Here is a 26,983-nt window from a genome sequence, read left to right as displayed (position 1 = left end):
GGGGGTGTTCCTATATAGGTTGTCAACCTCGAGGGTGGAGAAATCGGGGGCGGATTCTCTCTGCGGGGTTGTTTGGTCGTGTTGTTTTCGGGCATGGCTGCTAGCCGACTGGGATTTTACCCGGTCGGCTATCTTTACTCTTAGTGTCTAGGCGGCTAGGTCTTCCTGTGATGGTGCGGGATCGTGGTAGTGCTCGTGGTTGCGCATCATGGCGTAGAGGACGTTGAGCCGTCTGCGGGCTAGTGCTACTACTGCGGCGTTATGTCTCTTGCCTTCACGGCGCTTTCGTTCATAGAATTGCCGGGAACGCTCGTGGAATCTGATCGATGCAAAAGATGATTGCCATAGGGCGTTCTTTAATTTTTTATTGCCAGCTCGGTTCAGTGAGTTCGACATGATCGAGGTCCCGGACTGATTCGTTCGGGGCGATAAACCAGCGTAAGAGGCCAGGTGCCCGACTGACGGAAAGTCGGACATATCGCCAGCGGTCATGAGAATTTGTGCTGCCGTCTTTGGTCCGATTCCTGGCATGGATAGCAGGATTTGAGTGTGGGGGATGTCGTTGATGAGCTCGATGACTTCTTGCTCTATTTGCTTGCGGTGCTCGAGCTTTAAGAGTGCGTCCTTCGCCGACATTGCTACGCCCATTTCGGCATAGTGTGCACCAGCAATGGCGACTGTTTGCTCAGAGATGGCAGCGAATATGGCATCAAGGACAGGTTCAGGATTGCGTGCCTTATAGCGTCGAGCAAAGGCAGCTGCTTTGGCTTTTCCGAGGCGTTTTATCTTGGTCGGTCCGCCGTAGCGTGCAAGTAGGTGCAGAACCCACTTGCGGTGGATTATCTGACCGCGAAGAGCCTGTTCGAATTGCGGGTAGCAGCCTACTAGTGCACTTCGAATCTGATTGATGAGCCTGGTGTAGGAGCGCGCTAAGTCTTCGTCGATACCGTTGAGGACCTTCAACTGGAGGAAAGCTTCTTCGACACGGTCGACGCTGCGGAGGGATTCCGGAAGGTTCTTTGCAGCGTGGGCGATGATATAGGCGTCCCGGATATCAGTTTTGGCATTGCCAGCGTGGATGCGCGAGAGTTGGCGCATGGCCAAACCGGGAAGGTAGCGCACGTCGATCCCGAGATCTTGAGCAACCGCGACAGTTAGTCGACCAATGTTATTTGGCTGGTCCACGACGACAAGGACCTTGTGGTCGTGTGCGCTGAACGTTGAAAACAGTGCGCGCAGGGATTTTTCGTTTTGGTTGATGCGCTTAGATAGCACCTGGGTGCCGTCGATATCTAAGACGCAAGCGTGGTGAAAGTATTTACCAACGTCCATGCCGATGACATAGTCGTAGGTCATAGCAAACCTCCAAGCGAATTGAATGAGTATGGGACTTACTTCATCGCTGGTGGTCGGACATACTTCACGCTGGCATCCACATTACTTTGAGACCTCGCACATTCTGTGCGGGTCAGGTTCCTATTAGCAGTCTGGAGTATGTCACTGCCTTCGGCGGCATCACCCCCCGGATCATTTTCAGACAGGGACGAAAACAAGCCATACCGAAGCCAGCGACTAGTTCCACTGCAACAAGGCAGAAGGAACGCAGATAAACATAGCCTGCCCCAGTATGGGGCTAGGAGTACGAATCCTGAGTTCCTTCAAGCGGAACTGCCAACAACGTAATGGGAGAGGATGAATATTTTTATCGATTACCTTCCAGGCTATAGAAATGTAGGTTAGTATGACCGCTATGAAGAAGATGACTACTGCTTGGTGGTGGCGCGCGTAACCCGCGGGCCTTATTCCACCTCCCATTTTTAGGCTCGCATTCTGCGGGCCTTTTGGCGTTTTAGTGCCTCTGCTCGCGGAAGCTCACTATCCGTTTCCCCGTTCCCCACACCCACCGAAAGGGCACTGCAATGCCATTCACCGCCACTCGCGATATCTCCTACGGCAGCGATGCAGCCGCAATCTTTGACGCCCTCGCACAACCGCACGACTCCCTACTTCTTGAAAGCGCGGACATTGAGACCAAGAAGAATCTCAATTGCCTCGCCGTACTCCAAACGGCCCTGAAAGTAACGTGCCACGGCCAGAGGGTCGAGGTACGCGCTCTCACGGAAGCAGGAGAGACACTCCTTCCTTCCCTCGAGGACCGGTTCCACCATCGCCTAGTTTCACGTGAAACTACCGCGGCGGTTTTCGAGTTCTCGCAGTCCACCCATCCAGACGAGCGGGAGCGGCTCCTTGCCGAATCTACCGCTGATATTTTGCGGTTCTTGCAATTAGAAGCCAACTATTCCTCTCCTTTATTGCCGTTCCTTGGGGGCGGATTCGCTTATGACTACCTCGCTACTTTTGAGGAACTGCCCGAGGTTGCGCCCGGGGCCAACACCTACCCGGACTTTGAATTCTTGGTAGCCCAAACGGTCCTCGCAGTGGACCACCTACAAGGAACTGCACACCTAGAAGGCTGGGACATCGACGACAAGCGCCTGCAGGAAGAGTTGGATTCTCTTGCCTCACTGCCGGTGGCTGCTCGTCCCACGGCGCCGCAAAGGGAAAAGATCCGGGCGGTGGCCGATGTGAATGATGCGGGGTTTCGGGCGGACGTCGACAAGCTTAAAGGCAATATTCACGCCGGCGATATCTACCAAGTAGTGCCCGCGCGCGCCTTCACCGTGGAATGCCCCAACGCCCTGGCTGCCTACCGGGCGCTGCGCGAGACCAACCCCTCGCCCTATATGTTCTACGTCCGCGGTGCCGCCTATGAGCTCTTCGGCGCCTCGCCAGAATCAAATCTCAAATTCACGCCAGAAGATAGGCAGATTCAGCTCTATCCCATCGCCGGAACTCGGCCACGCGGACTCAACCCGGATGGCAGCATCAACCATGAACTAGATATTCGCAACGAGCTTGAAATGCGTACAGACCAGAAAGAGATTGCGGAGCACACAATGCTGGTGGACCTAGCACGCAATGACCTCGCTCGCGTGGCCGTGCCCCGCAGCCGGCAAGTGGCAGAACTCCTGCACGTTGACCGCTACTCACGGGTCATGCACCTGGTCTCCCGCGTCACGGCGACGCTCCACTCGGACTTCGATGCGCTCGATGCCTACCGCGCGTGCATGAACATGGGAACGCTTACGGGAGCGCCCAAACTGCGCGCCACCGAACTGGTGCGCCGCACGGAGGGAAAGCGCCGCGGCTCCTATGGCGGGGCGGTGGGATACCTGCGCGGCGATGGAGCCATGGATAACTGCATCGTCATCCGCTCGGCCTACGTCCAGGACGGCACCGCAGTTGTGCAGGCCGGCGCCGGCGTGGTCAAGGATTCCGTGCCGCAAGCCGAAGCCGATGAAACGGTGCATAAGGCCTACGCCGTCCTCCATGCCATCGCCATGGCACACGGAGCCGAATTGGAGGTACAGCGATGAGCTCACCGCATATTGTCCTTCTGGATAACCACGATTCTTTTGTCTACAACCTCGTCGATGCCCTCGCTGGATTCGATACCACCGTGTTTCGCAATACCGTAGCGGTGCACGACGTGCTGCACGCGCAACCCGACATTATTGTGCTTTCCCCGGGCCCCGGTCATCCTCGGGATGCCGGCTGCATGATGGAACTTATCGACGCCACCCTAGGCACCACCCCGATCCTCGGCGTATGCCTCGGCTTCCAAGCGCTACTCGAGCACCACGGCGGCGCGGTCGAACCGTGCGGCCCCGTACACGGGGAGTCCCTCCCGATGACCCTGACCGAGGCCGGGGTTATGCACCCCGTCTTTCAGGGCCTTGCCACCGATACCGAGCCGGACCAACCGGATCACTTAGGTACGCAAGTTCCGGTGGCGCGCTATCACTCGCTTGGATGTACGGACCTCCCTCGGGGAATGCGTTGTCTCGCGCGTACGTCCCCAGACATCGGAGAGGTAGCCATGGCGGCCGAAACGGACGATGGTAGGGCCCTCGGCATGCAGTTCCACCCCGAGTCCATCCTCACGCCCCGCGGCCCCGCCATGCTTGAGCGTTGTATTAACCAACTATATACACCCGCAACTATGGATACGGAGCACTAAAATGAATCACACACCCCTGCGTACCTTGCAAGCCTTCCTGAATAATTCTCAGCCCACCATCGAAGAAGCCATGGAGGTATTTACCCCCTTGGCCGTGGGCGACTACGACGATATTCATATCGCGGCGCTACTTACCCATATCCGCACCCGCGGCGAGACCTTCGCCGATATTGCCGGCGCGGCCAAAACTTTCTTGAAAGTGGGCTATCCATTCCCCATCACCGGAGAAGGACTCATGGATTCGGCCGGCACTGGTGGCGATGGCGCGAATACTATCAATATCACTACGGGGGCTTCCCTCGTTGCCGCCGCCGGGGGAGTGAGGATGATCAAGCATGGCAACCGCTCGGTCTCTTCCAAGTCGGGATCGGCCGATGTTCTCGAAGCCCTGAATATCCCACTGGACCTAGATGCCGCTCGGGCGGTGCGCCAATTTAAAGCTTCCAACTTCACATTCCTATTCGCCCCAGCGTACAACCCAGCGGTCGCCCACGTACAACCGGTGCGCAAGGCACTAGGTATCCCCACCATCTTCAATACACTAGGTCCCCTCCTGTCCCCAGGACGCCCGTCACTGCAAATCATGGGCATCGCACACCCGGCCCAAGGCCAACTCATCGCGGAAGTCTTCCGGGAGCTCGGTCGGGAACGCGCCTTGGTCGTCCATGGTGCTGGCACGGATGAGATCGCTACCCACGGCACGACACAGGTCTGGGAGCTCAACGACGGCGAGATTGTCTCTTATGAGCTCAACCCAGAAGATCTCGGTATCAAACGCCACGAACTAGCGGACCTAGCCGGCGGCGATGGCGCCGCCAATGCCCAAGCCCTCCGTGCGGTTTTTGCCGGCCGTGGCGAGCCCGCCCATTGTGACGCCATTGCCGCCAGCGCCGGCGCCATGTTTTACCTCAACGGGACCACGGAGACTATCGCGGCAGGAGTCACCCACGCAAAGGAACTGATTGGCAGCGGCACTGTTGAAGAATGGCTCTCGCTCCACGAGAGCACAAATTATGCAGTAGGGAAGGAGAATTAATGTCGGAGAATACTTTACCTACGGTGCTCGAGGAGATCGTCGCCGAGCGCCGCACTCACCTGCCCGCACTCCGTGAGAGGCTATCCCACGTAGACCTGGCTAGTGTGCCGCGATCGGAGCGTTCGCTTGCCGACGCCCTCCGTGGCACCAACCGCTTCATTTTAGAGTGCAAGTCTGCCTCGCCGTCCCTTGGCAAAATTCGCGAGGACTATCGCCCGGCCGATATTGGCCGGATCTACTCTCGCTACGCCTCCGCCATCTCGGTCTTGTGCGAGCCCGATCGGTTTGGCGGCGACTATGACCATTTACAGACTGTCGCGCTATCCACCCATGTGCCCGTGCTGTGCAAAGACTTCATTGTCGATCCCACCCAGGTCTATGCCGCGCGTTATTACGGCGCCGATGCCATCTTGCTCATGATGTCTATCGTCGACGATGATACCTACGGTGAGCTCAAGGCACTGGCGGACGAACTCGGCCTAGACGTCTTGACTGAAGCCATCACCGAGGACGAAGTCGACCGCGCGGTGAATTTTGGCGTCGATATCATCGGCATCAACAACCGCAATCTCCACGATCTCAGCATTGATTTAGGCCGCACCGAACGCCTAGCCCGCCATGTTCCAGACGGAAAGGTGATAGTTTCCGAATCTGGAATCCGCGATAACGCCACCGTCCGCCGGTTAGGAGCCCACGCGCATGCCTTCCTTGTAGGCTCGCAGCTCACCTCCCAGGAGGACATCGATCGGGCGGCGCGCGATCTCGTCTTCGGTACCAATAAAGTATGTGGCCTTACCACCGCCTCCTCCGCACAAGCAGCCCGCGCTGCTGGAGCCCGCTATGGAGGCCTCATCTTCGCACCGGATTCGCCCCGCAGTGTTTCACGTGAAACCGCACGGAGCATCATTTCCGCGGAACCAGAGTTGGAGTACGTAGCCGTGACGCGGTCTACGGATTTGGAGACGCTAGAAAACCTAGCCAGGATCCCCGGCCTCAAAGTTCTCCAGCTTCACGCCCCATTCCAAGGCAGTAGGGAAGCAGAGCTGGAATTCCTTCAAGATGTTCGCGGCGTCGTTGACGGTCTTAGCCTTTGGCGGGCCATCGACATGAATAACCCTGACTTCGCTGCCTTGACACCGGACCTAGTACCAGAGGTAGGCGCTCTTGTCCTCGACTCCGGCAGTGGCGGGACGGGAACCACATTTGACTGGCAGACGGTACCCGCTGAAGTGAAGGGGAAAGCTCTCCTCGCCGGAGGGCTCCGGGTAGAGAACCTCGAAGAGGCACTGAGAGTCGGAACCTCGGGACTGGACCTCAACTCAGGCTTGGAGTATGCGCCCGGCCGCAAGGACTCCTCATTGATCGCCCAAGCCTTTAGCACCATCCGAAACTACACACACCCATAGAAAGAAGAGAACGATGACAGTTTCACGTGAAACGCTCCTTCCGGCATACTTTGGTGAATTCGGCGGACAGTTCGTCCCCGAATCCCTCATCCCAGCACTCGACCAACTTGAGAAGGCTTTTGTCGAAGCACAAAACGACCCAGCCTTTCACAAAGAGCTATGCGCGCTATTGCGTGACTATCTCGGCCGTCCCACACCAATTACAGAGGCGAGGAACCTCGGGGGCAAGGCGCGCATCTTCCTCAAGCGTGAGGACCTCGTACACGGTGGAGCACACAAGACGAACCAAGTTCTCGGCCAGGCACTGCTAGCAAAGCGGATGGGGAAGACACGCATTATTGCGGAGACCGGAGCGGGCCAGCACGGCACCGCTACTGCACTTGCTTGCGCACTACTGGATCTCGAGTGCGTGGTGTACATGGGCGCGAAAGATGTGGCCCGACAGCAGCCAAATGTATTCCGTATGGAGCTGATGGGCGCGAAGGTCGTCGCCGTCGACACCGGATCCGGAACTCTTAAGGACGCGGTAAATGAAGCCCTCCGTGATTGGACCGCCACTTTCCATGAATCCCACTATCTCCTCGGTACCGCGGCCGGACCCCATCCATTCCCAACCATCGTCCGAGAGTTCCACAAGGTCATCTCTGAAGAGGCTAAGACCCAGATGCTTGAGCGCACCGGTGGGCTACCGGATGTAGTAGTGGCTTGCGTCGGCGGCGGTTCTAATGCAATCGGTATGTTCGCAGATTTTATTGAAGAAGAGGAAGTCGAACTCGTCGGCGCCGAACCTGGCGGCGAAGGTCTAGACTCCGGCAAGCACGGTGCCACCATCAACAACGGTACGGTTGGCATCCTCCACGGCGCGCGCAGCTACCTCATGCGCAACGCGGACGGCCAAGTGGAAGAATCCTATTCGATTTCCGCCGGACTGGACTATCCAGGTGTAGGACCGCAGCATGCGCACTTACACGCCAGTGGCCGCGCGCAATATGTCGGCATTACTGACGCCGAAGCACTCGAAGCATTCCAGCTTCTTTCCACTAAGGAAGGCATCATTCCGGCCCTCGAATCCTCTCACGCGTTGGCCTACGCCTTGAAGCGTAAGGACGAGGACATCACCATCTTGGTCTCCCTTTCCGGCCGCGGCGATAAGGACATCGACTACGTTCGCCACACCCTTGAGAACCACCCAGAATTTAAGCTCCAGGAGAAAAACTAATGAGCACGCGATACGAAGACCTATTCCACTCACTACACAACAGGGGAGAGGGCGCTTTCGTCCCATTCCTCATGTTGGGCGATCCCACGCCGGAGCACACGCTGGCCATCGTGCGAACCGTCGTCGCGGCCGGCGCCGATGCATTGGAGCTAGGCGTTCCATTTTCGGACCCAGTGGCCGACGGCCCCACCATTCAGGCCTCCCACCTTCGCGCGCTCGACGGCGGCGCCACCGTAGATTCCGCCTTAGAACAGGTGCGAACAATCCGCGCGGAATTTCCCGATCTTCCCATAGGCATGCTCATCTACGGCAATGTAGCGTTCACTCGGGGTTTCGACCGCTTCTACACAGAGTTTGCAGAAGCGGGCGCGGACAGCATCTTGCTTCCCGACGTCCCCGTGCGCGAAGGCGCTCCCTTCATCGCCGCAGCAGAAAAAGCCGGTATTGATCCAATATTTATCGCCCCGGCCCGCGCGACTGCGCACACCCTCGAGGGCGTCGCTCAAAGCTCACGCGGCTATATCTACGCAGTATCACGAGATGGAGTCACGGGTGCCGAAAAGGAATCTGAGACTATTGGGCTCGAAGATGTCGTCGCCAACATCAATAGATTCGACGGACCTCCAGTACTACTAGGATTCGGCATTTCCGAGCCGCAACACGTGCGCGATGCCGTGACCGCTGGGGCAGCAGGGGCCATTACAGGTTCCGCAATCACCAAGATTATTGGTCGCCACGTTTCACGTGAAACAGACACGGAAGGCAGGCCAGTGGAAGGAGCTCCAGGCCGCATTTCCGATGAGAAAGCATTGCATAAAGAACTCGCCGCGTATGTAGCCCGTATGAAGGCGGCGACTCAAAAGTAGTCCTAAATACGCGAAGGACCCCTTCTCTGCTATCGGCAGCTGAGAAGGGGTCCGAACCAAGAAAGCCTCTACGCGGTTGCTTCTGCAGGTTCCTCTTCAGTAGGGCCCTTGTTGTCGCCTGCGAACTTGTCTACGATCATCGCAATGGCGCCGTCGCCAGTAACGTTGGCGGCAGTGCCAACCGAGTCGATTGCAATATAGGCCGCGATCATCAGTGCCACCATGCCATCGTCGAAGCCCATCATGTCCGCCAGTAGTCCAGCTGCGACCATGACCGCGCCGCCAGGCACACCTGGTGCGGCAATCATCATGATCCCCAACAGGAAGATGAAACCAAGCCCGGTGCTCGTACTAATATCCAGGTTCGCCATGTATACAATCGCAAAGGCATAGAGCGTCAGCTTAATCATGGAACCAGAGAGATGAATGGTCGCGCACAGCGGGATAACGAAGCTTGCCACCGGCTTCGAAATGCCATTCTTCAAGGTGGACTCCATAGACACCGGGATGGTGGCGGCAGAAGAGGAGGTTCCCAGTGCGGTGAAATATGCCGGCAACATATTGCGCAGTGCTTTGAAAGGATTCTTGCCGGTAATTGCACCAGCGATAATGTACTGGAGCACCAGGTAAACCAGAGTCATGACAACTGCCAGAATGAGGACCTTGGCGAAGGCCGAGAGCACCGAGCCCAAATTGCCATTCATGCCCAAGCCCAAGAACATGCCGAAGATATAGAAGGGCAGAATTGGCACTACAAAGCCCCAAATGACCTTGACTACTACGCTCTCCAATTCCTTTGTGACCGCATACAAGGTATCGGACTTCACTGTAGTCATCGCTACGCCGATGCAGAATGACAACAGCAGGGCCGTCATGACCTCAAAAGGCGGCGCCATTTCCACCTCGAAGTACGGGGTAAGCGCGCCCTCATCGATATCGGAGACATCTGTAATCAAATCCTGACCACTGAGCATGGTGGGGTAGAGCCAGTGCGCAAGTACGTAGGCAAGAAGACCCGCAACAATCGTTGAGCCGTAGGCAATGCCTGCAGTAACACCCAACCATTTCCCGGCTCCCCGCCCCAGAGCAGCAATCGACGGGGCGATAAGTGCGAAGATGAGGACCGGAATAAAGAAATTGAGGAAGTTACTAAAGAGTCCATTGAAGGTGGCGAATACGCGGCCAAACCATTCTGGCGCGAATTGGCTCACCACCACGCCAAGGATGATGGCGACGATGATGCGGAACAATAAAGATTCCGAGAGTTTCTTGAGATTCATGTACTTACAATCAAATCGGGTGTTTCGCCCCTTGGTAAACAAATTCAAGGTGAAACAGCGCGGTACAGAGGCAACGGTCGATTCAATATCTATCGATTGACCTTAAATGCATACTACCCGACCGGAGGCATATTCAGAATACCCACCCCAGCCACGATTTTTATCTTGGCGCTACAAGGTTAAACTAAGTACATGATCGCTGTGGGAATCATCTTTTTAATCCTCGCCGTCTTTCTTATCGTCGTGGGAGCCTTGGCCTCAACCAAGCGCCTACCTGGAAATAGCTATATCGGCTTGCGCCTACAGGAAATTCGCAAGTCTCGTGAAGCATGGGACAATGCCCATCGCGTCGCCGGACCATTCTGGATCCTTAGCGGTGTCTGTCTAGTTTTTGGCGGCATCGTCGCGCTTCGTGCTCAAGGCTGGATGTGGCTCATCCCGATTCTTACTTTTGTGGCCGCTGTTCTAGCCCTCTCCATCGGTTCTAACCTCGGCTCACGTGCCGCGTTCCTCTACGAACAAGCACACGCTGATGAGGAGGGTTGCGGAGAATCCTGTAATTGTGGTTCCGACGGTTGCGGTGGGGAAGAGGCCCCCGCAGCATCCGCCCCCCAGGTTGATGTCGACGCGCTCCGTCACGCCGCTCGCGAATCCGACAGGTAGCCACGCACTGCTGCGCAACCAACCCCTTCTGGAGAAAGATTCATCTTCCGTCCAGAAGGGGAATTTTTGTAGCTATGGTATTCGTGTCGAACTATCTCCGAGCACTTCGTGTTAGTCACAGTGACCTTATTATGAAGGACTGATGCTTATCACTTTTTAGTAACTGTCGATATTTAAATCTAAACTATAATCTGGAATTAACCCATACTTGACTACTTCTATAGTTGATATACCGCATCTTTGCGATTCCTGCGAGAGAGGATAGAGGTTACGTAAAGCTGCCATGGAACCCTGACAGGCAAAAGCGCACCCATCCCCCCGAAGGGCAGAATATAGTGCATGAAGAAAAGTACCGCCCTGGCGGCCATCGCCGCTTCAACTTTTGCGATCGGCGCTTACGCTGAGCAAGACCACAAGGTAACGACGTCCGTAGCAGAAGCACACGAACAGCAATCTGCACAGAGCATCGTTGATGATTTAGGAATTGAGTCCGGCACCTATGAACTTATCGCTACCTCCGATGGCTCTCCGGAGACGTGGGAGGGGCTCCTAGCTGACTAAGTTCAGCGTTTCACGTGAAACTATAATTTCAACCGGGCAAACGGGAACGGCACAATACGCAAGACCGACAAGCTAGAGTAGAGGCATGATTAAGTGCTCCCGTCGAATGTTCTTGCTTGGAACCGCCACCACATTTGCAGGCGCCTACGCCGCGGCCTGTGGCTCCTCTCCGTCCGCAGATATTGCGGCAACCGAGATTCCGATTGGCTCCGCTAAGATTGTCGATGGTGTGATCTTCACCCAGCCCAAGGAAGGCGAGTTTAAAGCCTACTCCCAAACCTGCCCCCACCAGGGCAATCCAATCACCGAGATTGATGGCATGACGGCAACCTGCACGGCACACAACACCTCCTACAATCTCAGCGACGGAAGCGTAATCTCCGGCCCGGGGCGCGATCCATTGGAAGAATACGAAGTTAAACAAGACGGCTCTAACGTCACTACGGTCTAAAGTGTATCTCCCGTGCGGTTTCACGTGAAACTACACGGGTTGTGTTTTCTTGGCCCGAGTATCTGCAGCACGTGAAGACGAATCGAGTTTAAACTCTTAACATGCTGCAGCGTTTGAAGAAGCCCGACCCGCTTATTGTCCTCATTATCTTGGCGGTCATCATTGCGATAATCGCACCAGCCCGAGGGAACTTTGCCGACATATTCGGCCAATTAACAAACGTCGCCATCGCGCTACTTTTCTTTTTGTATGGCGCGAGGCTTTCCACTCAAGAAGCCCTCAACGGACTAAAACACTGGCGGCTACACCTCACAATTCTCGCCTTTACCTTTGTGGTTTACCCACTAATAGGCATAGCACTGCGGCCACTCACCGCTGTCATATCGCACGACATGTACTTAGGTATCTTATTCCTCACGCTGGTTCCATCCACGGTGCAGTCTTCGGTTGCCTTCACCTCAATCGCGAAAGGAAACGTGGCGGGCGCAATCGTATCGGCTTCTGCCTCAAACTTGGTGGGAGTAATCGTCACTCCATTGCTCGTCATGCTCCTCATGGGAACGGGGGGAGGAGTTCACATCGATACGTCAGTATTCGGCGAAATCGCCCTGCTGTTGTTGGCGCCATTTGTTTTAGGTCAGCTTACTCGGCGCTGGGTGGGGAAGATTGCGCAAAGCAAGGCCACTAAAGTCGTGGACCGCGGCTCAATCGCAATGGTGGTATATTCCGCTTTTTCTAAGGGTGTGGTGGACGGAATTTGGTCCTCTATTTCCCTGTGGGATCTGGCTTTCCTAGTTGTGTTCGCTGCTGCCTTCGTCGCCTTCATGCTGTGGCTCACCAGAAAGGCAAGCCAAAAAATGGGATTCAATCGCGCAGACACCATTGCAATCGAGTTCTGTGGATCGAAAAAGTCTTTAGCCACGGGACTACCCATGGCGTCGGTCATCTTCGCTTCTGGCGGCGCATCCCTTGGCCTACTCATCCTCCCGTTGATGATTTATCACCAGGTTCAGCTGATGATGTGCTCGTGGCTAGCGGCCCGCTACGCACAGCGTCCTAGCACGTAGCTACACTTGAAAGCCATGACGAACTACCTGTACGTACGAACCGAACTGAACGTGCCCGGCGTGGGCTCAGCGATCCACATGGCGGAAATGGAAGAGCGCGATGCAAGCAGCTGCCGCATGGTGCGCATGATTGCACTGGATCCCTCGGATGCCATCGTCGGGGTAGCGACACCAACTAGTTCCACGGGCAACGTAGATCAGCCGCAAGAGGTTGTCCCTCACCCGGATACCTATGATGATTTTCCGGACATTAGCGCGCAGTACGTGGACCAGTCTCGGTTCGATGCCCTGTGGTCCGAAGCCACCGCCAAGTTCGGCCTATAAGAGTCGCAAGGGCTAAAAGACTACGTTGACGAGGAGCATATAGAAGGCGGTTCCGCCGAAGATGGACAGCGCTGAGTCCCGCTTCCACAGGTGAAGCAGGAAGGTGACCACCACACCAGGGAGAGCCGCCCAGATACCACCGGGGGCGTCGGCCTGCCCGTGGACGGTATACACCACCAAAATAGTCATCACGCCGACAGGCATCATCATGCCGAGCAAAGAAAAGAACTGACTATCCTTCATCCATTTCACAAAGGAGAAAGGAAGTTGGCGAAGTACAACGGTGATTAGGCCGATGGGAACCAGGACGGCCGCGATGGAAGCAAGGGTAACTCCAGCGGGCATTTAGCACTCCTCCCGGGTTCGCTTAAGGTCACCTCGCCTACGCAAGCTGAAAGCGGCATCAACGCGTGGGGAGAGGTACCGAATAATGAGCAGGATGAAGTAGACGCTGAGAGCCACCATAAGGAGTTGTCCAGGGGCGAAGGCGGCCGCGAGGATCCTCATCATCGCCGCGCTCAAAGGCAAAGAGAAGTCCTGGTTATTGCGGAAAGAATCGATCGCCAACACGACGAAGAGCGCCACCAGGGCGAATTCCATGCGCTGCACGGTAGAGGCAATCACCTGGCCGGCGCGAGCACCGACAATTCCACTACCGACCCACAGGGCCTGACAAAAGATTTGGATGGTGAGGATCCGGGCCCCGGTCGGACGATCATCGGTGGGGAGGGAGGAGACGATGGCATAGGTTTCGTCGGTAAGCGCGTAGGTGGAATAAGCCCTGCCCAGGCGCGAGTGAATGCGGTGGCGAGGAAAAGTGAGACCATAGAAAATATGGCGGAAGTTCACCATGAAACCGGTGACTAGGGAAGCCACGGCTGTGGCGCCGGTGACCATGGAAATGGCCAAGAACTCCATCGATCCGGCGTAGATGACGATGGAGAAAATAGGCGTCCACCACCAACTGAAGCCGGATTGGACCATGAGCAGGCCGAAGGCTAGGCCGAGGGGAATGAGGCCGATGGCGGCGGCCCTAGTATCCCGCAAGCCTTGTGAAATATCCTCACGCATGCGGGCTAGTGTAACCCACTGCCTGCAGCTCGATAGGAATTAATTATCCTCTACGTTGACAGGATAGGTGGAGTACAACGGCAATGGCATGGGTTGGCGCTTCATAACATCGGACCAGAGGTCGGCCGGGCCCGGCGTAATAACGTCTTGGGCGAGGGCAGGGGAGACGAACCATTCACCGGCCTCGATTTCCTCCTCGAGCTGGCCTGGGCCCCACTCGGCGTAGCCGGCAAACATGCGCATGCCCGAGACCAAGGGCTCTATCTCTTCTGGGTCGGCACGCAGGTCCACATGCGCGAGGCGCGGGGCGAGGCGGGTGAGTCGGTCATGCTTGTCCGGATCGACGCCCTGGTTGGTCTGCGCGAGCCCTACGACGGATTGCTGATTGAGCGGGCCACCAATATACAGCGCCTGCGGTTGGGCCACGACGGGAAGCCATTCCGGCAGCACATTGAAAATCGCCACCTCGGAGCGCTTGGTCAGATCCACGCCGAAGGTCATCATGTCATTGTGCTCAATGACGAGAATGACGGAACGGGCGAATTCCGGCGAAAGCATGCCCGGAGCGGAGATGAGCAGCTGGCCGGGGGCGGGGTCATTGCGCTCGAGGGCGTTGAATAATCTATCGGCAAACATCACTGTTTAGAATCCCACCACTCGCGCAACTTCGCAATCGCGTCCTCGCGCTCAAGGGGACCATACTCGAGGCGCAGCTCCTTGAGATAGGACCACGCCTGGCCCACCTCTGGGCCGGGCTGGAGCCCTAAGATCTCCATGATCTCGTTGCCGTCGAGGTCTGGACGCACGCGGGCCAGGTCCTCCTTGCGGCCGATCTCTTCGATACGCTCCTCGAGCTGATCGTAGGTGCGCTGGAGGCGACGGGCCTTCTTGGCATTGCGGGTAGTGCAATCGGCGCGCACCAGCTTGTGCAATCGGGGAAGGAGATCGCCGGCATCAGTGACATAGCGGCGCACGGCAGAATCCGTCCACTGATTTTCCCCAAACCCGTGGAAGCGCATATGCAAATAGACCAGCTGACCGATGGACTCCGTGGTGGCCTTGGGATACTTCAACTTCCGCAGTCGCTTGCGGGCGAGCTTGGCGCCCACCACCTCGTGGTGGTGGAAGGAGACCTTGCCATCGGTGTTATCAAAGGTATCCGGCTTGCCAATATCATGTAGTAGCGCCGCCCAGCGCAGGACGAGGTCTGGACCATCTTCCTCTTGATCCATGGCCTGGCTTAGCACCTTGAGCGAGTGGGCATAGACGTCCTTGTGCTGCGCGTGTTCGTCCGCGGTCATGCGTAGCGCGGGGATCTCCGGGAAGATATAGTCCGCGATTCCCGTAGATACCAGTAGATCAATGCCATCCCACGGGGCCGTGCCGCAGATGAGCTTATCCAGCTCCACCTGCACGCGCTCCACGGTGATGCGCTGGATCTCGCCAGCCATATCCCGCATGGCTTCCACGACGCGATCGGCCACGCGAAATTCTAGCTGGGAGGCAAACCGAGCTGCACGCAGCATGCGAAGCGGATCATCGTGGAAGGAGATCTCCGGCTTATCCGGGGTATCGAGAACCCGGTCAGCTATGTCTTGGAGGCCGTGGAGGGGATCGTGGAACTTAAAGGAGGCGTCGGCAAGCAGCTCAATGGCCATCGCATTGGCCTTGAAGTCGCGCCGGACAAGATCGCCTTCCAAGGTGTCACCGTAAACCACCTCAGGATTGCGGGACTGGCCGTCATAAGAATCGGAGCGGAAGGTAGTGATCTCAATCTGCTGGCCCTTGTAGGCCGCGGAGACGGTACCGAAGTCTATGCCGGTATCCCACACGGTTTCGGCCCACTCATCGAGGATCTCCTTGACCACCTCGGGGCGGGCCGGGGTAGTAAAGTCCAGGTCATTTCCCAAGCGACCCAAAAGCGCATCGCGCACAGAGCCGCCCACGAGGTAAAGCGAGTAACCGCGCGCGGCAAATTTCTCCACCAGTCCGCCCAGCAGGCTACTGAGGGAGGAGACGGTGGATTCCGCGCGGGCAAGAACGCCGATTAGCTGAGTGTCCTGAAAATTCACGGGTGAGAGTCTACTACGATTGGCAGGGATGACTAACCAAGAACAGGGCCCCTCCAAGGGAGGCGGCCGCAACCGCAACCGGTCCCGGCGCAGGCGGCGCCGCCGGCCGGATAATCGCGCGCGCCGCACCACTCAGCAGCGCAAGCCCTACCGCGGTGGCAATGGCCAATCCACGGCCATGGAAACCCGCGATGAAACCTCCGCGGGCGGCCTCGTTGTCTCCGGCTTGGCGGAGTGCGTCGATGCCAATGGCAACGTCGACCTTTCCCGGCTCTATGTGGCGCTCATCGGCCGCCTCGACCGCCGCGGGCGCCTGCTGTGGTCCATGCCCAAGGGCCACGTGGAAAATGGCGAGGCCAAGGAGGTCACCGCTGAACGCGAGGTATGGGAAGAAACCGGCATTTCTGGTGAGGTTTTTGCGGACCTCGGCATGATTGATTACTGGTTCGTCTCTGATGGGGTGCGCATCCATAAGACCGTGCACCACCACTTGCTGCGTTTTGTAGACGGCATTATGAACGATGAGGATCCAGAGGTCACTGAGGTCTCGTGGATCCCCGTCTCTGAACTCATCGAGCACTTGGCCTACGCCGATGAGCGCAAGCTGGCGCGCATCGCGCATGATCTCCTTCCCGATCTCGCACGAAAGGAAGCTGCGGCGGGGAAAGTGACCCCACGGTAATGCGTCAGCGCCTAAAGTCTTGGGCCGTCGTGGGCGGCTGCATGGCGGTAGCGGGGTGGGGCGTGTGCCTGCCGCTACCAGAGGCCGCCGCGCAGATGGACTCGGCCGCCGAAAAGCAGCAGGATATCCAGGCATGGTTGGGCGCGCGTGGGCCGGAGCGGGCCACTCTTGATCTCCTTGCGGCCGAGCCCTTTACCGTGGGCAAGGACCTGAAACTGACCTTCCGGCTGCACAATCCTACCGATGAAGCCATGGAGGATCTCCAGCTCACGAGCCGCCGCGGCGATGCCGTGGAGGATACCGCGCAGGCCCGCACACAGCTGGCCACCGGCGAATTCCCGTATTACGGTCCCAGCACCGCCACCGCGCCCCTGCAGCCGGGCGAATCCCGCGAGGTTACCTTCCAGGTTCCCACCTCCTTGCACGGCGAGCAGACCTTGGCGATTGAGGAGCCCGGAGCCTATCCACTGCTTTTTACCCTCACCGGCACCATAGGCGGCGAGGCGGTTAGCTTTGCGGAGGAGCGCCTCGTAGGCCAGGTGAAGGGGAAGGAGCAGGCGCTTGGCGATGCCCCCTCGGATCCCACACCCCACGATCTCAGCGTGGTTTATCCCATCAGCGCCGATATCGACTCGATACCAGGCGGCGCTGGGGGAGAGGAGCTTATCCTCTCCTCTGATGAGTTAGCAGATGAACTGGCTGAGGGCGGCCGGCTCGATCGCTTGGTCAGCACGTACGCCAACCACGACCTGCGCGGGGCAGGCTGCGTAGCCATCGATCCCGCCCTCTTGGATACGGTCAACCGCATGGCGGAGGGCTATAAGGTGGGCTCTGCCCGCCTATCTCAAGCCGAGCGCCCTAAGCGCCTGCGCGATTCGTGGTTCACTAACGAGGACGATGTGCACCTCGAACCCGGCTCAGGGAAAGAGAATGCCGCCCGCTGGCTCAAGCGCCTGCGCGAGCTCGATTGCTTTATGTCTATGCCGTGGGCGAACGCCGATGCTTCCTCCGTGGCCAAAGCGAATAATCCCTTCCTTACCTACGAAGGACTGCAACGCGGCAATCACACCATCGAGCGAATTCTCGGTGCCAAGCCGGCCACCACCGTGCTCGCGGTCGGCTCCGGCTATGTGGATCAGCAGCTGCCCCTGCCCGCATTGGTGGCGGATAATACTTCGTGGCCCGGCCGCGCCGTGACTTTCGACGCCTCCCTGGGCGCCCTCCTCGCCCAAACCGGCTCCAAACCACAGACGGTGGGCTATTCCAACCCAGAGCTGCGCTACGATTACTCGCTCGATTCCGATCTTTCTCGTGCCATCACCGGCGGCGCCGCACTGAGCTTGGCCGCGAGCGATGATACCGTGGCACGCTTGCCCAATTACTTGGATCCCAGCGCGGCCGAGTACGCACTCGACTCTGCCGAGGCACTCATCGCTTCCGGTAAGTCCCATCCGCGCACCGTCGGCAGCCTGAAGCAGGAGACCGCGGAGCCCGGTTCACTGCCCGGCAGCCCCTTTAGCGATCCCGCCGCCTTTGTCGAATCCGATATCGTCCGCGTGGAGCAGCAGGCCCGCTACACCGACGAGCTGATGAATATCATGGTCGATGATCCCGATATCGCGCTCACTCGCTATGAATTCGTCCTGCCTTTGCGCCGGGATCTGCTCGCCGCCCTCTCGCTGACCAACCGCGATAGCTTGGGAAGCAATGCAGAGGCGCAGCGCCGGTTCACTCATACGATGGATGTGCATTCCGATACGCTGCGGAACTTGCGTTCTTCTGTGGCGCTTATCCCACCGGGCAATGTCTATACCCGCGTATCCGAGTCATCGCCGCTGCTCATCGTGGCAGAAAATGGCCTGCCACTACCGGTGGAGGCCAAGCTGCAATACGATGCCCCCGATGGCGCGCGCCTCAACACACCCAAGAGCGTCCGTATTCCGGCCAAGGGCTCTATTACTGTATCCATGACCGCCGATATGCCTAAGGACGCCGATCGCACGGACATTGGCCTGTGGCTTGCTACCCCAGAAAAGCAAACCATCTCCGAGCCCATCAATATCGCTGTGCAAACGCGTGCCGGTATCGTAAGCGTGTATGGCGTCGGCATAGCCGGCGCCCTTGCGCTGGTCTTAGCCACGCTCTTCCGGCTAGGCCGCCATCGGCGCAAAAAATCACAAAGGCTTAAAAAGTAAGTTGAAGTTGTATCCTCTATGACTGATAAGACTGGCCGCGAGGCCGAACACGTGGAGAAGTCACCTGCGGGTGTAGTTGAGCCGAAGGATGCCGCCGTGCCGGCAGAGCGCCCCGCCCCGGCGGGTGCCCGCGGCCGCATCGTCCAGGCCTCTCCTCCCGCTCCGGTACCCGAAAAGCGCCCCGCCCCAGCGGTGAAGGACACCACCGTTCCTCCTGAGGAGGATAAGTCCGCGCTCACTGGACGCAACGCGGACAATGAATCATCCAATCAGGATGTCATCCGCGCAACAGGCACGATGGCCGTCGCGACGCTGCTATCCCGCATCACCGGCTTCTTACGCCAGATGCTCATCGGCGCCACGCTCGGCGCCACGGTGGGAACTGCGTTTAGTAGCGCCAACCAGATCCCCAACCTCGTCACCGAGATCGTTTTGGGTGCGGTGCTGACCTCTCTGGTCGTGCCCGTCCTCGTGCGCGCCGAAAAGGAAGACACGGACCGCGGTGAGACCTTTGTCCGGCGGCTATTTACCCTGGCCTTTTCCATTCTGGGCATAGTCACCATTGCCTCCGTAGTACTCGCTCCCTTCTTAACAAGGATGATGCTGCCGGAGGATTCCAAGGCCAATGCCGTGCAGGCAACCTCCTTGGCCTTTTTACTGCTGCCGCAGATCCTTTTCTACGGCCTCTTCGCCCTCTTCCAGGCCGTCCTCAATACCAAGAATATCTTTGGTCCGGGCGCCTGGGCGCCGGTGATCAATAACGTCATCTCCATTAGCGTGCTGCTGGCTTATCGCATCCTGCCAGGCGAGCTCGACCCGCATGATCCCACGCCGGTGGCCGATCCACACGTCATGCTACTGGGCTTGGGCACCACCACGGCGGTGATGGTGCAGTGCCTCATCCTATTGCCGTATCTGAAAAAGGCCGGCATTAACCTGCGCCCCAAATGGGGCTTGGATGCGCGCATCAAGCAATTCGGTGGCATGGCACTGGCTATTATTACCTACGTAGCCATCTCCCAGTTGGGCTACGTAATCACCTCTCGCGTGGCCGCATACGCGGATGCGGGCGCTCCGCTGGTCTATCAGAATGCCTGGCTCATGCTGCAGGTGCCTTATGGCGTTATCGGCGTGACGCTCCTGACGGCGATTATGCCTCGCCTGTCCCGCAACGCCGCCGACGGCGATGTAGATGCCGTGGTCCGCGATCTCACCCTGGGCTCCAAGCTGACTTTCATCGCACTTATCCCCATCGTCATCTTCATGACCGGCTTCGGCGTTCCTATCGCCCGCGCCCTCTTCCAATACGGTGCCTACGGCGCCGAGAGCGCCGAGCAGCTCGGCCTGACCATCAGCTTCTCCGCCTTCACACTCATCCCGTATGCCTTGGTGCTGCTGCACCTGCGCGTGTTCTATGCCCGCGAGGAAGCCTGGACGCCTACCTTCATCATCGCCGGCATCACGCTGACCAAGATCGTCCTCACGCTCTTGGCACCATTGATGACGTCCAACCCGGACCGCGTGGTGATTCTGCTCGGTACGGCCAATGGCTTTGGCTTCGTCTCCGGTGCGGTCATTGGCGGCTTCCTGCTCAAGCGCAAGCTCGGCAGCCTCGGCGGCAAGGCCGTCACGCAGACCGTGCTGTGGGCTTCCGGTTCCGGCCTAGTGGGCTTGGTCGTCTCCTGGGTGCTGTATTGGGGCATGAATTTCCTCCTCCCGGAGAATCTGCCGTCCATCGTCTCGCTGATCAAGGTCGCGGTGCTCGGCATCATCTTCCTCATCGCCACCGGCCTGGTGCTGTCCAAGTCCTCCTTGCCGGAGGTGCAGAATTTGGCCCGTGCCCTACAGCGCATCCCGGGCATGTCCCGCTTCATCAAGGTCGATTCTTCCAAGGCCATCGAGTTGGAAGAGCCCGACGTGCCGGAAATTCAACCGGTATTCTCCCAGGACGCCTTCAACGCCACCCTGGTACCGCCACCGATGTCCGCCGGTATCGTCCGCGGACCACGCCTCGTGCCGGGTGCCCCGGTATCGGATGGCCGCTTCCGCCTGCTCCAAGATCACGGCGCGGTTACTGGTGCGCAGTTCTGGCAGGCGCGCGAACAGTCCACCGGCCGACTAGTCGCGTTAACGTTCGTCGATACCAATAGCCTAGCGCCAATTGCGCCGGCGACGCCGGGAGTTGCCGCCCGCCGCTCCGCAGAGATTTCGCGCAATACCCGCCGCCTAGCCGAGCTGGAGCTCGATACCGTGGCGGATAATATCCAAGTTCTGTCTTATCGCACTGGCTGCCTGGTAGTGGCGGATTGGTTTGAGGGCACCTCCCTTAAGCAGGTGGCTGAGGCCGATAACCTCGATCCCCATTCCGTGGCTCGTGCTACTGCACCGCTATTTGCTGACGCCGCCGCTGCCCACAATGCCGGCCTCATCCTCGGAGTGGAACATCGCGACCGTTTCCGCGTTTCTACCGACGGTGTGGTCAAGGTTGCCTTCCCCGCCGTGCTGGACGGCACCTCCGCCGCTACCGACCGCGAGGCTCTAAGCTCCGCCCTCGAGCTGCTCGTAGAGTCCACGGAGCCTTCGCCGAAGAAGCTACGCGATATTTCTGAGGACGCCAACCTTCCCGCGGACGAGGCCGCCCAGCGCGTCGAAGATGCGCACTACGCGCTCGATAGTGCCGACGAAGACAGCCGCGAGGAAAAGATGGAGGAGCTGCAAGAGGCACAGGCGCTAACCTTGGCCGGCATCGCCCAGCGCCTGCGCGACTTCGCACCGGATGAACCAGAAGAAGCACCCGAGGCCCTGCCGGTAAAGGCGGAAGAAGAACCAGCTCAAGAAGATGATCCAGCCCAAGAGCCTGGCTTCGGCGGCCGCGGTTATTCCGGTTCCGGCGTCATCGTCATCGGCATCTTCGCCACCATCTTCGTCGTAGCAATGGCCGCGCTCACCACCTGGATCATGTCCCTGCTCAGCAATGTGGAGGCATCCAACCCGGTCAGCGAGACCATCCACGGCAGCACGGACATTCCGGATACCCCGCCGGTGCGTCTCCAGCCTTCCTCTGCGGTTACCGTCCCTGATAACAAGGACAATGCAGCGCTTATCGACGGCAAAACGGCCACCACTTGGTCCACTAAAGAGGAGGACACCGGCGTCCTCGTCACCTTGGATACGCCAACGCACCTTGCGGTCCTGCCGGTGGTGCAGTCCAACTCCACTGGGGCGAGGTACGCCGTCTATGGCGTAAATCAAGACAGCTTCAATCCGGAGAATCCACAAGCTGGCTCCCTGCACCAACTGGCCAGGGGCAAGTTCGAAAGCGGCAAGGAAGATATCGAGCTGGAGGAAACCACCGAGCAATTCGACGGCCTCCTCCTCATGATCACCGAGCTGCCCAAGTCCGATAAGGCAACCATTGCAGACATTGGTCTCGTCGGGCAGCCCTAGGCACAACCCACACGGCCGAATCGAGGACACGACCCTCGATTCGGCCTTCTTTTTTAAGCTTTTCCACATTCACACTTCTTTGCCCTGCACGTTCAAGAATTATTTACTTCACATGTTGACTATTTAGAAGTGGTACGCACACGGTGGGGCGTAACGCACACAACAGCCTTAGGAGTATTCATCATGTCCCTCGCAGCAGGTACCTACGCACTAGACCCAGCCCACACCGTTATCGGATTCGTCGCCAAGCACGCGATGGTCACCAAGGTTCGCGGTAACTTCGCAGACTTCGAAGGCACCATCACCGTGGCCGAGAACATCGCCGAGTCCGCTGCTGAGGCAACCATCCGCACCGCTTCCATCACCACCGGCAACGATGACCGCGATGCACACGTAAAGAACGAGGACTTCTTCGCAGTAGAGCAGTACCCGGAGATCACCTTCAAGGCCACCAACCTCAACGTTGACGAGAATGGCAACGGCACCGTCACCGGTGACCTCACCATTAAGGACACCACCAAGTCCGTCGACCTCGACGTTGAAGACGTTGCTACCGCTGAGGACCCCTTTGGCAATACCCGCTTGGGCTTCGAGGCAACCACCAAGATCAACCGCAGGGACTTCGGCATCGACTTCAACGCTCCGCTGAAGACCGGCGGCGTGCTGGTCTCCGAGGAGATCAAGATTGAGCTCGAGGTCTCTGCTATCAAGCAGTAAGCCGGCAGCCTTAGGCGCTAAAGGTCTTGAGCATCTCCTAGCCCGCAGCAACCTTTGGCTGTGGGCTTTTTCTTCATGCGGTATAGCACTCCATTCACTTGGTCAATTGCAAAACAACTTGAAACAACTTTGTTTTACAGTGTTTACCTGCAGGTATCGTCTTATAGACTCGACTAAATTGCATTAGTTCTTGTCGAGTTGTTTCAAACAACTCGTGCTACCACGCACCAATTTCAGAGGTAGAATTAGAAAGTATCCTCGCCGCTCTTGTAGCTATCGCACCAGGAATGACTGGGGATATCCAAGAAGGCCAACTGTTGGATTTCGAAGAGCATCCGGTCAAGCCCATGGAAGTGGTATATCTGTTCTTTCTAAAACGAGGACAGTGTCAGGAGCGGTGTTAGGGTCCAGCTCGCGTTGAATGTAAGATTCTTGGCAACCTTTAAAAGATAGGCCTCGGTTAATGCAAATATCTAATATTTATCTCGCCTACGTCAAACGCTTCTTTCTAGACCGGCCTGATTCAGCAATCCAGGTTCTTGCAGGTGCCAGTTTTGATGAGCAAGAGATTCTCGAGTGGATTGAGGAAGGGAAAAAAGTAGACCATGACATTTGGTACGAGGAAATTCGGATAGAGAACCCTCCCCATTCTCTCAGCTCGCCGAGTGAGGTATTAGTTTATTTCGATGGGTGTGATTTTGACGAAGGATGGGAACATGATTTCCAGTGGACAGATCCAGTAGGTCGTAGAGCCCTTATCCCCGAAAAGTTTAATGGAGTTGTACGCCCCCAACCTGAAACAGAAGGAGTGCTACGGGAAGACGGATATGTAGGTAATGATTACTATCTGTGGAGAGTTCCTTGCCCATGGAAAAGCCGCTACCTTTTAGCTCCGTTCCAGGAAAAGAGTAATGAGTACATTAACTACGGACGTCCGTGGACGGTTTGAGCGTAATTAAATCGTAAAATGGTGATGCAGAAAAGTGACCTTAACTAGCTGCTCTAGTTAAGGTCACTTTTGTTTGTGCTAATGATTTTCATCAAAAATAAATCCGATAAGACATCAGAAAATGGTTAGCCGTGACCCATTAGCGGAATGTAAAGCTCTGCGTCTATCCTTCTGTCTGCTTTCATCCTTCTCAATTCCATAAAATGCTGAGGAACGTTGTTGCTGACTTCCCCAAGCCACTCGATTTTATCTCCTGATCCATAGTCCAAGTCCCCGACAAGTGGGTCGCCAGCAAGCCCTATCCGCCCAACCTTTTACAGCAGTATCTTCCTCCGAAGAGACGCCCCCAGTACTCGGTATTGGGAACATTTCCATACCAACATACGCAAGTCCTCGCGTAACTCTCATTACTGAAAATACGCAGTAGACGAATTGGGGAGTTCTCCAGGCCGCTCTAAGCTCGACAGCCCCTGGGGAAATCAGGTTTTCTTCAGCGAAATATCTCTTCAAAAGAGAATTCATATAGCCCCCGAAAGCTGATGAGCTCCACTCAGCCTTCATATTCCACACTCCACACTTCAATGTGCCAAAATTTTGTCCTGCACCAATTCACTGTATTTTACAGCCGAAAAATATCCTCAAGGGTTTATTTCTAGAATCGTGCTCTGATTCTTATCCTCTCCGAGACAGACAACACTTGCAAAAGTTGATTACACCTCACAGAACGTTGTTCTCCTCGAGCTTGGTGAGAAGCTCCGGGAACTTGAAGGCGCTCCACACCTCGCGCACGTTGGGGGAGAAGGCATCGAGTTAGGTGAGCATGCCTTTTTCACGCGGTCATCGCTGCCGCCGATGGTGGCCAGGGACAGCTCGGAGGTGTTGTAGAAAGACAGGCTGTGGCTGTACTGGATGATCGCATCCCACATGGATTCGGAGAAGGTGGTGTGCTTGAGCGTCTGCAACAACGCGCAGGTAGGTGTCGGCGGTTTGCCATACGGCCTTGTCAAGTGAGGTGGATGAAACCATGGTGCGGTGTCTCTTTCGTTACTCAAGTATTAACTGGCAGCGTGCCTGGGCGGGTTATGCGCAGCAGGTGTAGCTACCCCGAACCGTCTTTGTCCTCTACTTTGCCGGACGTATAGGACATGGCGTGGCAGGTTTCGAACTAAGAGAAGATTACGGGTGGAGAGGGGAAATGTACCCGAACTGCCGGAAAATATCCCTAATTGGAATGGCGGTGAAACTGCCCCTGGGCTAACAGACTTCAACCATCCCGAGAGGATGTGGACCCTACGCTAAAGGAGGGAGTTGATCTTCTCCCACAGGGTCTTTTCGAGTTCACCCTCAATAGCGATGAGCTCTTTGTGGAGTTCCTTAAGGGCATCGCCTCTCCAGGTAAGAGTCTTAAAAGCGGCGGCGCTCTTCTTGGGTTCCCTTTTCACGGTAATGCGATCACCGGACTGGATGGCATCCACAGGCAACCCAAGTAACTCATATACTTCGGTATCCGTTATCTCGCTGTGGAAGCCATGTGCTACTTCATTGCGGAGATCAATTGCAGTTTTCAGCCGATCCAAGAGGGACTCGGGAACATGGGGCTTCAGGCTCTCCTGCAGTTGAGTTCCTGAGCGTGTCCATGCTTTATCAATTGGCGAATCAAATGGGCCAGACTTTGAGACTGCAATGATCTGCCCCGCGACGTGTTCTGTCGCAGCTGCCTGAGAGATCACTAGGCCAATTTGGCGTAAATTCTGGTCGTTCAGCATTTCTGAGCTGCCCCGGAATTTTTCTAAGTCTGTTTGGTGGATGATTTTTTCTGATATCGCTTTTAGTATTTGTTTTGCTTGCTTGCGCTTGTTTGGGTCTTGGCCGAACTGGTCAGCGCATAAGTAGAAGAGAGCTTTTAACACATCTGTATCATCAGGCAAGTTTTGGAAAAATTCGTTTCCGCTCATGAAATGCGCCCTTCTGTCATCAACGATGGAAAAGTATGTCAAAATCTTGTCGGATTAGTTAACCTCATTGTCTAGCTGTTCGCGACATGAATGTTCACTCGGCCCCCTAGCTGTACTGACCGGAGACGTTGATTGAGACGGCTCACTGGTGCTGTTGCAAAGTTGGGGCAGTAGAAAGACCGGCGTGAAATAATCAGAGCCATGGGCATCTTCTCCGGTCGGCATTTCCCCCGTGACATCATCCTGTGGGCGGTGCGGTGGTACTGCCGCTACGGCGTGAGCTACCGCGACCTCGAAGAAATGATGACCGAGCGGGGTGTGCCAGTCGATCACACCACGATTTACCGCTGGGTGCAGAAATACGCCCCTGAGCTGGATAAGCACACTCGCTGGTACCGGCAGGTACCCGACTGGCAGGCCCGGTCCTGGCGGGTGGATGAGACCTATATCCGGGTCGGCGGCACGTGGTGCTATCTCTACCGGGCTATTACCGCCGGTGGGCAGACCTTAGACTTCTACCTCTCACCAAAACGGAATGTGGCTGCGGCCAAGCGTTTCCTGGCCAAGACGCTGCGATCGAATACGACAGCCGGGTCCCCGCGGGTCATCAACACCGACAAGGCACCAGCTCTGGCCAAGGCAATATCCGAGCTGAAGGCGGAGGGAATCTGCCCTCAGACGGTGGAGCACCGGCAGGTGAAATACCTGAACAACGTTCTCGAGGGAGATCATGGCCGACTTAAAAGAATCCTGGGACCGAAGGGGGCGTTCAAAAACCGAATTTCCGCCTACCGGACGTTGAAAGGGATGGAAGCGATGCATTCATTACGGAAAGGTCAGGGTGTCGATTTGGGGTAGTTGGTACCGCGAGTCTGCGTAGTTGGTACCGGTGTTCCACGTACCCGGTACTGCAAGGGGTTTTCTTTCATAGTTGATGTTGG

The 26,983-nt window shown here is 57.0% G+C and carries 23 protein-coding genes and 1 pseudogene; 17 read left to right on the top strand and 7 right to left on the bottom strand.

Going from position 1 to position 26,983, the window contains the following annotated elements; translation table 11 throughout:
* Positions 1–147: 147 nt before the first annotated feature.
* The gene (locus BKN05_RS09440; protein ID WP_286688513.1) at positions 148–1,356 is read right to left on the bottom strand and encodes an IS110 family RNA-guided transposase; all 1,209 of its coding nucleotides are present in this window, start codon (positions 1,354–1,356) and stop codon (positions 148–150) included.
* A 563-nt stretch (positions 1,357–1,919) separates the two neighbouring features.
* Here BKN05_RS09440 and BKN05_RS09435 point away from each other — a divergent pair.
* The 6 genes from BKN05_RS09435 to trpA are packed head-to-tail and all read left to right on the top strand — an operon-like array spanning position 1,920 to position 8,608.
* Positions 1,920–3,437, top strand: coding sequence for an anthranilate synthase component 1 (locus tag BKN05_RS09435; protein ID WP_049377769.1), 1,518 nt, complete (start codon positions 1,920–1,922; stop codon positions 3,435–3,437).
* Entirely contained in the window at positions 3,434–4,081 is a 648-nt protein-coding gene (locus BKN05_RS09430) for an anthranilate synthase component II (protein WP_286688512.1), read from the top strand. The genes BKN05_RS09435 and BKN05_RS09430 overlap by 4 nt, the downstream gene beginning before the upstream one ends.
* Position 4,082: 1 nt before the next feature.
* Positions 4,083–5,117 carry an anthranilate phosphoribosyltransferase gene (trpD, locus tag BKN05_RS09425; RefSeq protein ID WP_049377771.1) on the top strand — a complete coding sequence of 345 codons (1,035 nt, stop codon included), beginning with the start codon at positions 4,083–4,085 and terminating at the stop codon, positions 5,115–5,117.
* Positions 5,117–6,523, top strand: a complete 1,407-nt coding sequence (trpCF, locus tag BKN05_RS09420; RefSeq protein WP_049377772.1) for a bifunctional indole-3-glycerol-phosphate synthase TrpC/phosphoribosylanthranilate isomerase TrpF — start codon at positions 5,117–5,119, stop codon at positions 6,521–6,523. The genes trpD and trpCF overlap by 1 nt, the downstream gene beginning before the upstream one ends.
* A 13-nt stretch (positions 6,524–6,536) precedes the next feature.
* The gene (gene trpB / locus BKN05_RS09415) at positions 6,537–7,742 is read left to right on the top strand and encodes a tryptophan synthase subunit beta (RefSeq protein ID WP_049377773.1); all 1,206 of its coding nucleotides are present in this window, start codon (positions 6,537–6,539) and stop codon (positions 7,740–7,742) included.
* Entirely contained in the window at positions 7,742–8,608 is an 867-nt protein-coding gene (gene trpA, locus BKN05_RS09410) for a tryptophan synthase subunit alpha (RefSeq protein ID WP_049377774.1), read from the top strand. The genes trpB and trpA overlap by 1 nt, the downstream gene beginning before the upstream one ends.
* Positions 8,609–8,676: 68 nt before the next feature.
* On the opposite strand, the gene BKN05_RS09405 is transcribed toward trpA, so the two are convergent.
* Complete coding sequence (locus tag BKN05_RS09405) at positions 8,677–9,888, bottom strand: dicarboxylate/amino acid:cation symporter (RefSeq protein ID WP_049377775.1); 1,212 nt, start codon at positions 9,886–9,888, stop codon at positions 8,677–8,679.
* A gap of 192 nt (positions 9,889–10,080) precedes the next feature.
* On the opposite strand from BKN05_RS09405, the gene BKN05_RS09400 reads away from it, so the two are divergent.
* The 5 genes from BKN05_RS09400 (at position 10,081) to BKN05_RS09380 (ending at position 12,954) form a co-directional block, all read left to right on the top strand.
* Positions 10,081–10,551, top strand: coding sequence for an SdpI family protein (locus BKN05_RS09400; RefSeq protein ID WP_049377776.1), 471 nt, complete (start codon positions 10,081–10,083; stop codon positions 10,549–10,551).
* A 339-nt stretch (positions 10,552–10,890) separates the two neighbouring features.
* Entirely contained in the window at positions 10,891–11,112 is a 222-nt protein-coding gene (locus BKN05_RS09395; protein WP_049377777.1) for a hypothetical protein, read from the top strand.
* Between the two features lie 85 nt (positions 11,113–11,197).
* The gene (locus BKN05_RS09390; RefSeq protein WP_049377778.1) at positions 11,198–11,563 is read left to right on the top strand and encodes a Rieske (2Fe-2S) protein; all 366 of its coding nucleotides are present in this window, start codon (positions 11,198–11,200) and stop codon (positions 11,561–11,563) included.
* Between the two features lie 101 nt (positions 11,564–11,664).
* Positions 11,665–12,630 carry a bile acid:sodium symporter family protein gene (locus BKN05_RS09385; protein WP_049377779.1) on the top strand — a complete coding sequence of 322 codons (966 nt, stop codon included), beginning with the start codon at positions 11,665–11,667 and terminating at the stop codon, positions 12,628–12,630.
* 15 nt (positions 12,631–12,645) lie between these two features.
* Positions 12,646–12,954, top strand: coding sequence for a hypothetical protein (locus BKN05_RS09380; RefSeq protein ID WP_034667948.1), 309 nt, complete (start codon positions 12,646–12,648; stop codon positions 12,952–12,954).
* Between the two features lie 12 nt (positions 12,955–12,966).
* Here the strand turns inward: BKN05_RS09380 and BKN05_RS09375 are convergent, their stop codons facing one another.
* From BKN05_RS09375 to BKN05_RS09360, 4 genes are read right to left on the bottom strand one after another with little or no spacing between them, the layout of a single operon-like run.
* The gene (locus BKN05_RS09375; RefSeq protein ID WP_198492256.1) at positions 12,967–13,299 is read right to left on the bottom strand and encodes a branched-chain amino acid transporter permease; all 333 of its coding nucleotides are present in this window, start codon (positions 13,297–13,299) and stop codon (positions 12,967–12,969) included.
* Complete coding sequence (locus BKN05_RS09370; RefSeq protein WP_286688511.1) at positions 13,300–14,025, bottom strand: AzlC family ABC transporter permease; 726 nt, start codon at positions 14,023–14,025, stop codon at positions 13,300–13,302. It abuts the gene before it with no gap.
* A gap of 39 nt (positions 14,026–14,064) precedes the next feature.
* Entirely contained in the window at positions 14,065–14,661 is a 597-nt protein-coding gene (locus tag BKN05_RS09365) for a YqgE/AlgH family protein (protein WP_049377782.1), read from the bottom strand.
* Complete coding sequence (locus BKN05_RS09360) at positions 14,661–16,097, bottom strand: CCA tRNA nucleotidyltransferase (protein WP_049377783.1); 1,437 nt, start codon at positions 16,095–16,097, stop codon at positions 14,661–14,663. The genes BKN05_RS09365 and BKN05_RS09360 overlap by 1 nt, the downstream gene beginning before the upstream one ends.
* A gap of 178 nt (positions 16,098–16,275) precedes the next feature.
* On the opposite strand from BKN05_RS09360, the pseudogene BKN05_RS09355 reads away from it, so the two are divergent.
* From BKN05_RS09355 to BKN05_RS09335, 5 genes and pseudogenes are all read left to right on the top strand, one after another.
* A pseudogene (locus BKN05_RS09355) lies at positions 16,276–16,779 on the top strand (NUDIX hydrolase); the annotation flags it as partial.
* A complete protein-coding gene (locus tag BKN05_RS09350; RefSeq protein WP_049377784.1) occupies positions 16,779–18,974 on the top strand; it encodes a DUF6049 family protein in 2,196 nt (731 codons plus the stop codon). The pseudogene BKN05_RS09355 and the gene BKN05_RS09350, both read left to right, overlap by 1 nt.
* Positions 18,975–18,992: 18 nt before the next feature.
* Positions 18,993–22,421 carry a murein biosynthesis integral membrane protein MurJ gene (gene murJ / locus BKN05_RS09345; RefSeq protein ID WP_049377785.1) on the top strand — a complete coding sequence of 1,143 codons (3,429 nt, stop codon included), beginning with the start codon at positions 18,993–18,995 and terminating at the stop codon, positions 22,419–22,421.
* A 183-nt stretch (positions 22,422–22,604) separates the two neighbouring features.
* Entirely contained in the window at positions 22,605–23,138 is a 534-nt protein-coding gene (locus BKN05_RS09340) for a YceI family protein (RefSeq protein ID WP_049377786.1), read from the top strand.
* A 463-nt stretch (positions 23,139–23,601) separates the two neighbouring features.
* Entirely contained in the window at positions 23,602–24,087 is a 486-nt protein-coding gene (locus tag BKN05_RS09335) for a hypothetical protein (RefSeq protein ID WP_065422223.1), read from the top strand.
* A gap of 1,295 nt (positions 24,088–25,382) precedes the next feature.
* Here BKN05_RS09335 and BKN05_RS09330 read toward each other — a convergent pair.
* Complete coding sequence (locus BKN05_RS09330; protein ID WP_049377787.1) at positions 25,383–26,042, bottom strand: hypothetical protein; 660 nt, start codon at positions 26,040–26,042, stop codon at positions 25,383–25,385.
* A gap of 201 nt (positions 26,043–26,243) precedes the next feature.
* On the opposite strand from BKN05_RS09330, the gene BKN05_RS09325 reads away from it, so the two are divergent.
* Entirely contained in the window at positions 26,244–26,900 is a 657-nt protein-coding gene (locus BKN05_RS09325; RefSeq protein ID WP_049383683.1) for an IS6 family transposase, read from the top strand.
* The last annotated feature ends 83 nt before the right edge of the window (positions 26,901–26,983 follow it).

It is taken from the genome of Corynebacterium sp. S5S1 (genome assembly GCF_001913985.1).
Classification (GTDB): domain Bacteria; phylum Actinomycetota; class Actinomycetes; order Mycobacteriales; family Mycobacteriaceae; genus Corynebacterium; species Corynebacterium marquesiae.
The sequence above is the reverse complement of the archived record's forward strand: the minus strand, read 5'-3'. Positions and strand labels throughout refer to the sequence as shown.

Bases quoted from the DNA above. Each gene is read 5' to 3' on its own strand.
- BKN05_RS09365 (WP_049377782.1), bottom strand. From the start codon at position 14,661: ATGTTTGCCGATAGATTATTCAACGCCCTCGAGCGCAATGACCCCGCC.
- BKN05_RS09435 (WP_049377769.1), top strand. From the start codon at position 1,920: ATGCCATTCACCGCCACTCGCGATATCTCCTACGGCAGCGATGCAGCC.
- BKN05_RS09375 (WP_198492256.1), bottom strand. From the start codon at position 13,299: ATGCCCGCTGGAGTTACCCTTGCTTCCATCGCGGCCGTCCTGGTTCCC.
- BKN05_RS09430 (WP_286688512.1), top strand. From the start codon at position 3,434: ATGAGCTCACCGCATATTGTCCTTCTGGATAACCACGATTCTTTTGTC.
- BKN05_RS09335 (WP_065422223.1), top strand. From the start codon at position 23,602: ATGCAAATATCTAATATTTATCTCGCCTACGTCAAACGCTTCTTTCTA.
- BKN05_RS09440 (WP_286688513.1), bottom strand. From the start codon at position 1,356: ATGACCTACGACTATGTCATCGGCATGGACGTTGGTAAATACTTTCAC.
- BKN05_RS09400 (WP_049377776.1), top strand. From the start codon at position 10,081: ATGATCGCTGTGGGAATCATCTTTTTAATCCTCGCCGTCTTTCTTATC.
- trpA (WP_049377774.1), top strand. From the start codon at position 7,742: ATGAGCACGCGATACGAAGACCTATTCCACTCACTACACAACAGGGGA.
- BKN05_RS09380 (WP_034667948.1), top strand. From the start codon at position 12,646: ATGACGAACTACCTGTACGTACGAACCGAACTGAACGTGCCCGGCGTG.
- BKN05_RS09405 (WP_049377775.1), bottom strand. From the start codon at position 9,888: ATGAATCTCAAGAAACTCTCGGAATCTTTATTGTTCCGCATCATCGTC.
- BKN05_RS09325 (WP_049383683.1), top strand. From the start codon at position 26,244: ATGGGCATCTTCTCCGGTCGGCATTTCCCCCGTGACATCATCCTGTGG.
- trpD (WP_049377771.1), top strand. From the start codon at position 4,083: ATGAATCACACACCCCTGCGTACCTTGCAAGCCTTCCTGAATAATTCT.
- trpCF (WP_049377772.1), top strand. From the start codon at position 5,117: ATGTCGGAGAATACTTTACCTACGGTGCTCGAGGAGATCGTCGCCGAG.
- BKN05_RS09385 (WP_049377779.1), top strand. From the start codon at position 11,665: ATGCTGCAGCGTTTGAAGAAGCCCGACCCGCTTATTGTCCTCATTATC.
- BKN05_RS09340 (WP_049377786.1), top strand. From the start codon at position 22,605: ATGTCCCTCGCAGCAGGTACCTACGCACTAGACCCAGCCCACACCGTT.
- murJ (WP_049377785.1), top strand. From the start codon at position 18,993: ATGACTGATAAGACTGGCCGCGAGGCCGAACACGTGGAGAAGTCACCT.
- trpB (WP_049377773.1), top strand. From the start codon at position 6,537: ATGACAGTTTCACGTGAAACGCTCCTTCCGGCATACTTTGGTGAATTC.
- BKN05_RS09350 (WP_049377784.1), top strand. From the start codon at position 16,779: ATGCGTCAGCGCCTAAAGTCTTGGGCCGTCGTGGGCGGCTGCATGGCG.
- BKN05_RS09370 (WP_286688511.1), bottom strand. From the start codon at position 14,025: ATGCGTGAGGATATTTCACAAGGCTTGCGGGATACTAGGGCCGCCGCC.
- BKN05_RS09330 (WP_049377787.1), bottom strand. From the start codon at position 26,042: ATGAGCGGAAACGAATTTTTCCAAAACTTGCCTGATGATACAGATGTG.
- BKN05_RS09395 (WP_049377777.1), top strand. From the start codon at position 10,891: ATGAAGAAAAGTACCGCCCTGGCGGCCATCGCCGCTTCAACTTTTGCG.
- BKN05_RS09390 (WP_049377778.1), top strand. From the start codon at position 11,198: ATGATTAAGTGCTCCCGTCGAATGTTCTTGCTTGGAACCGCCACCACA.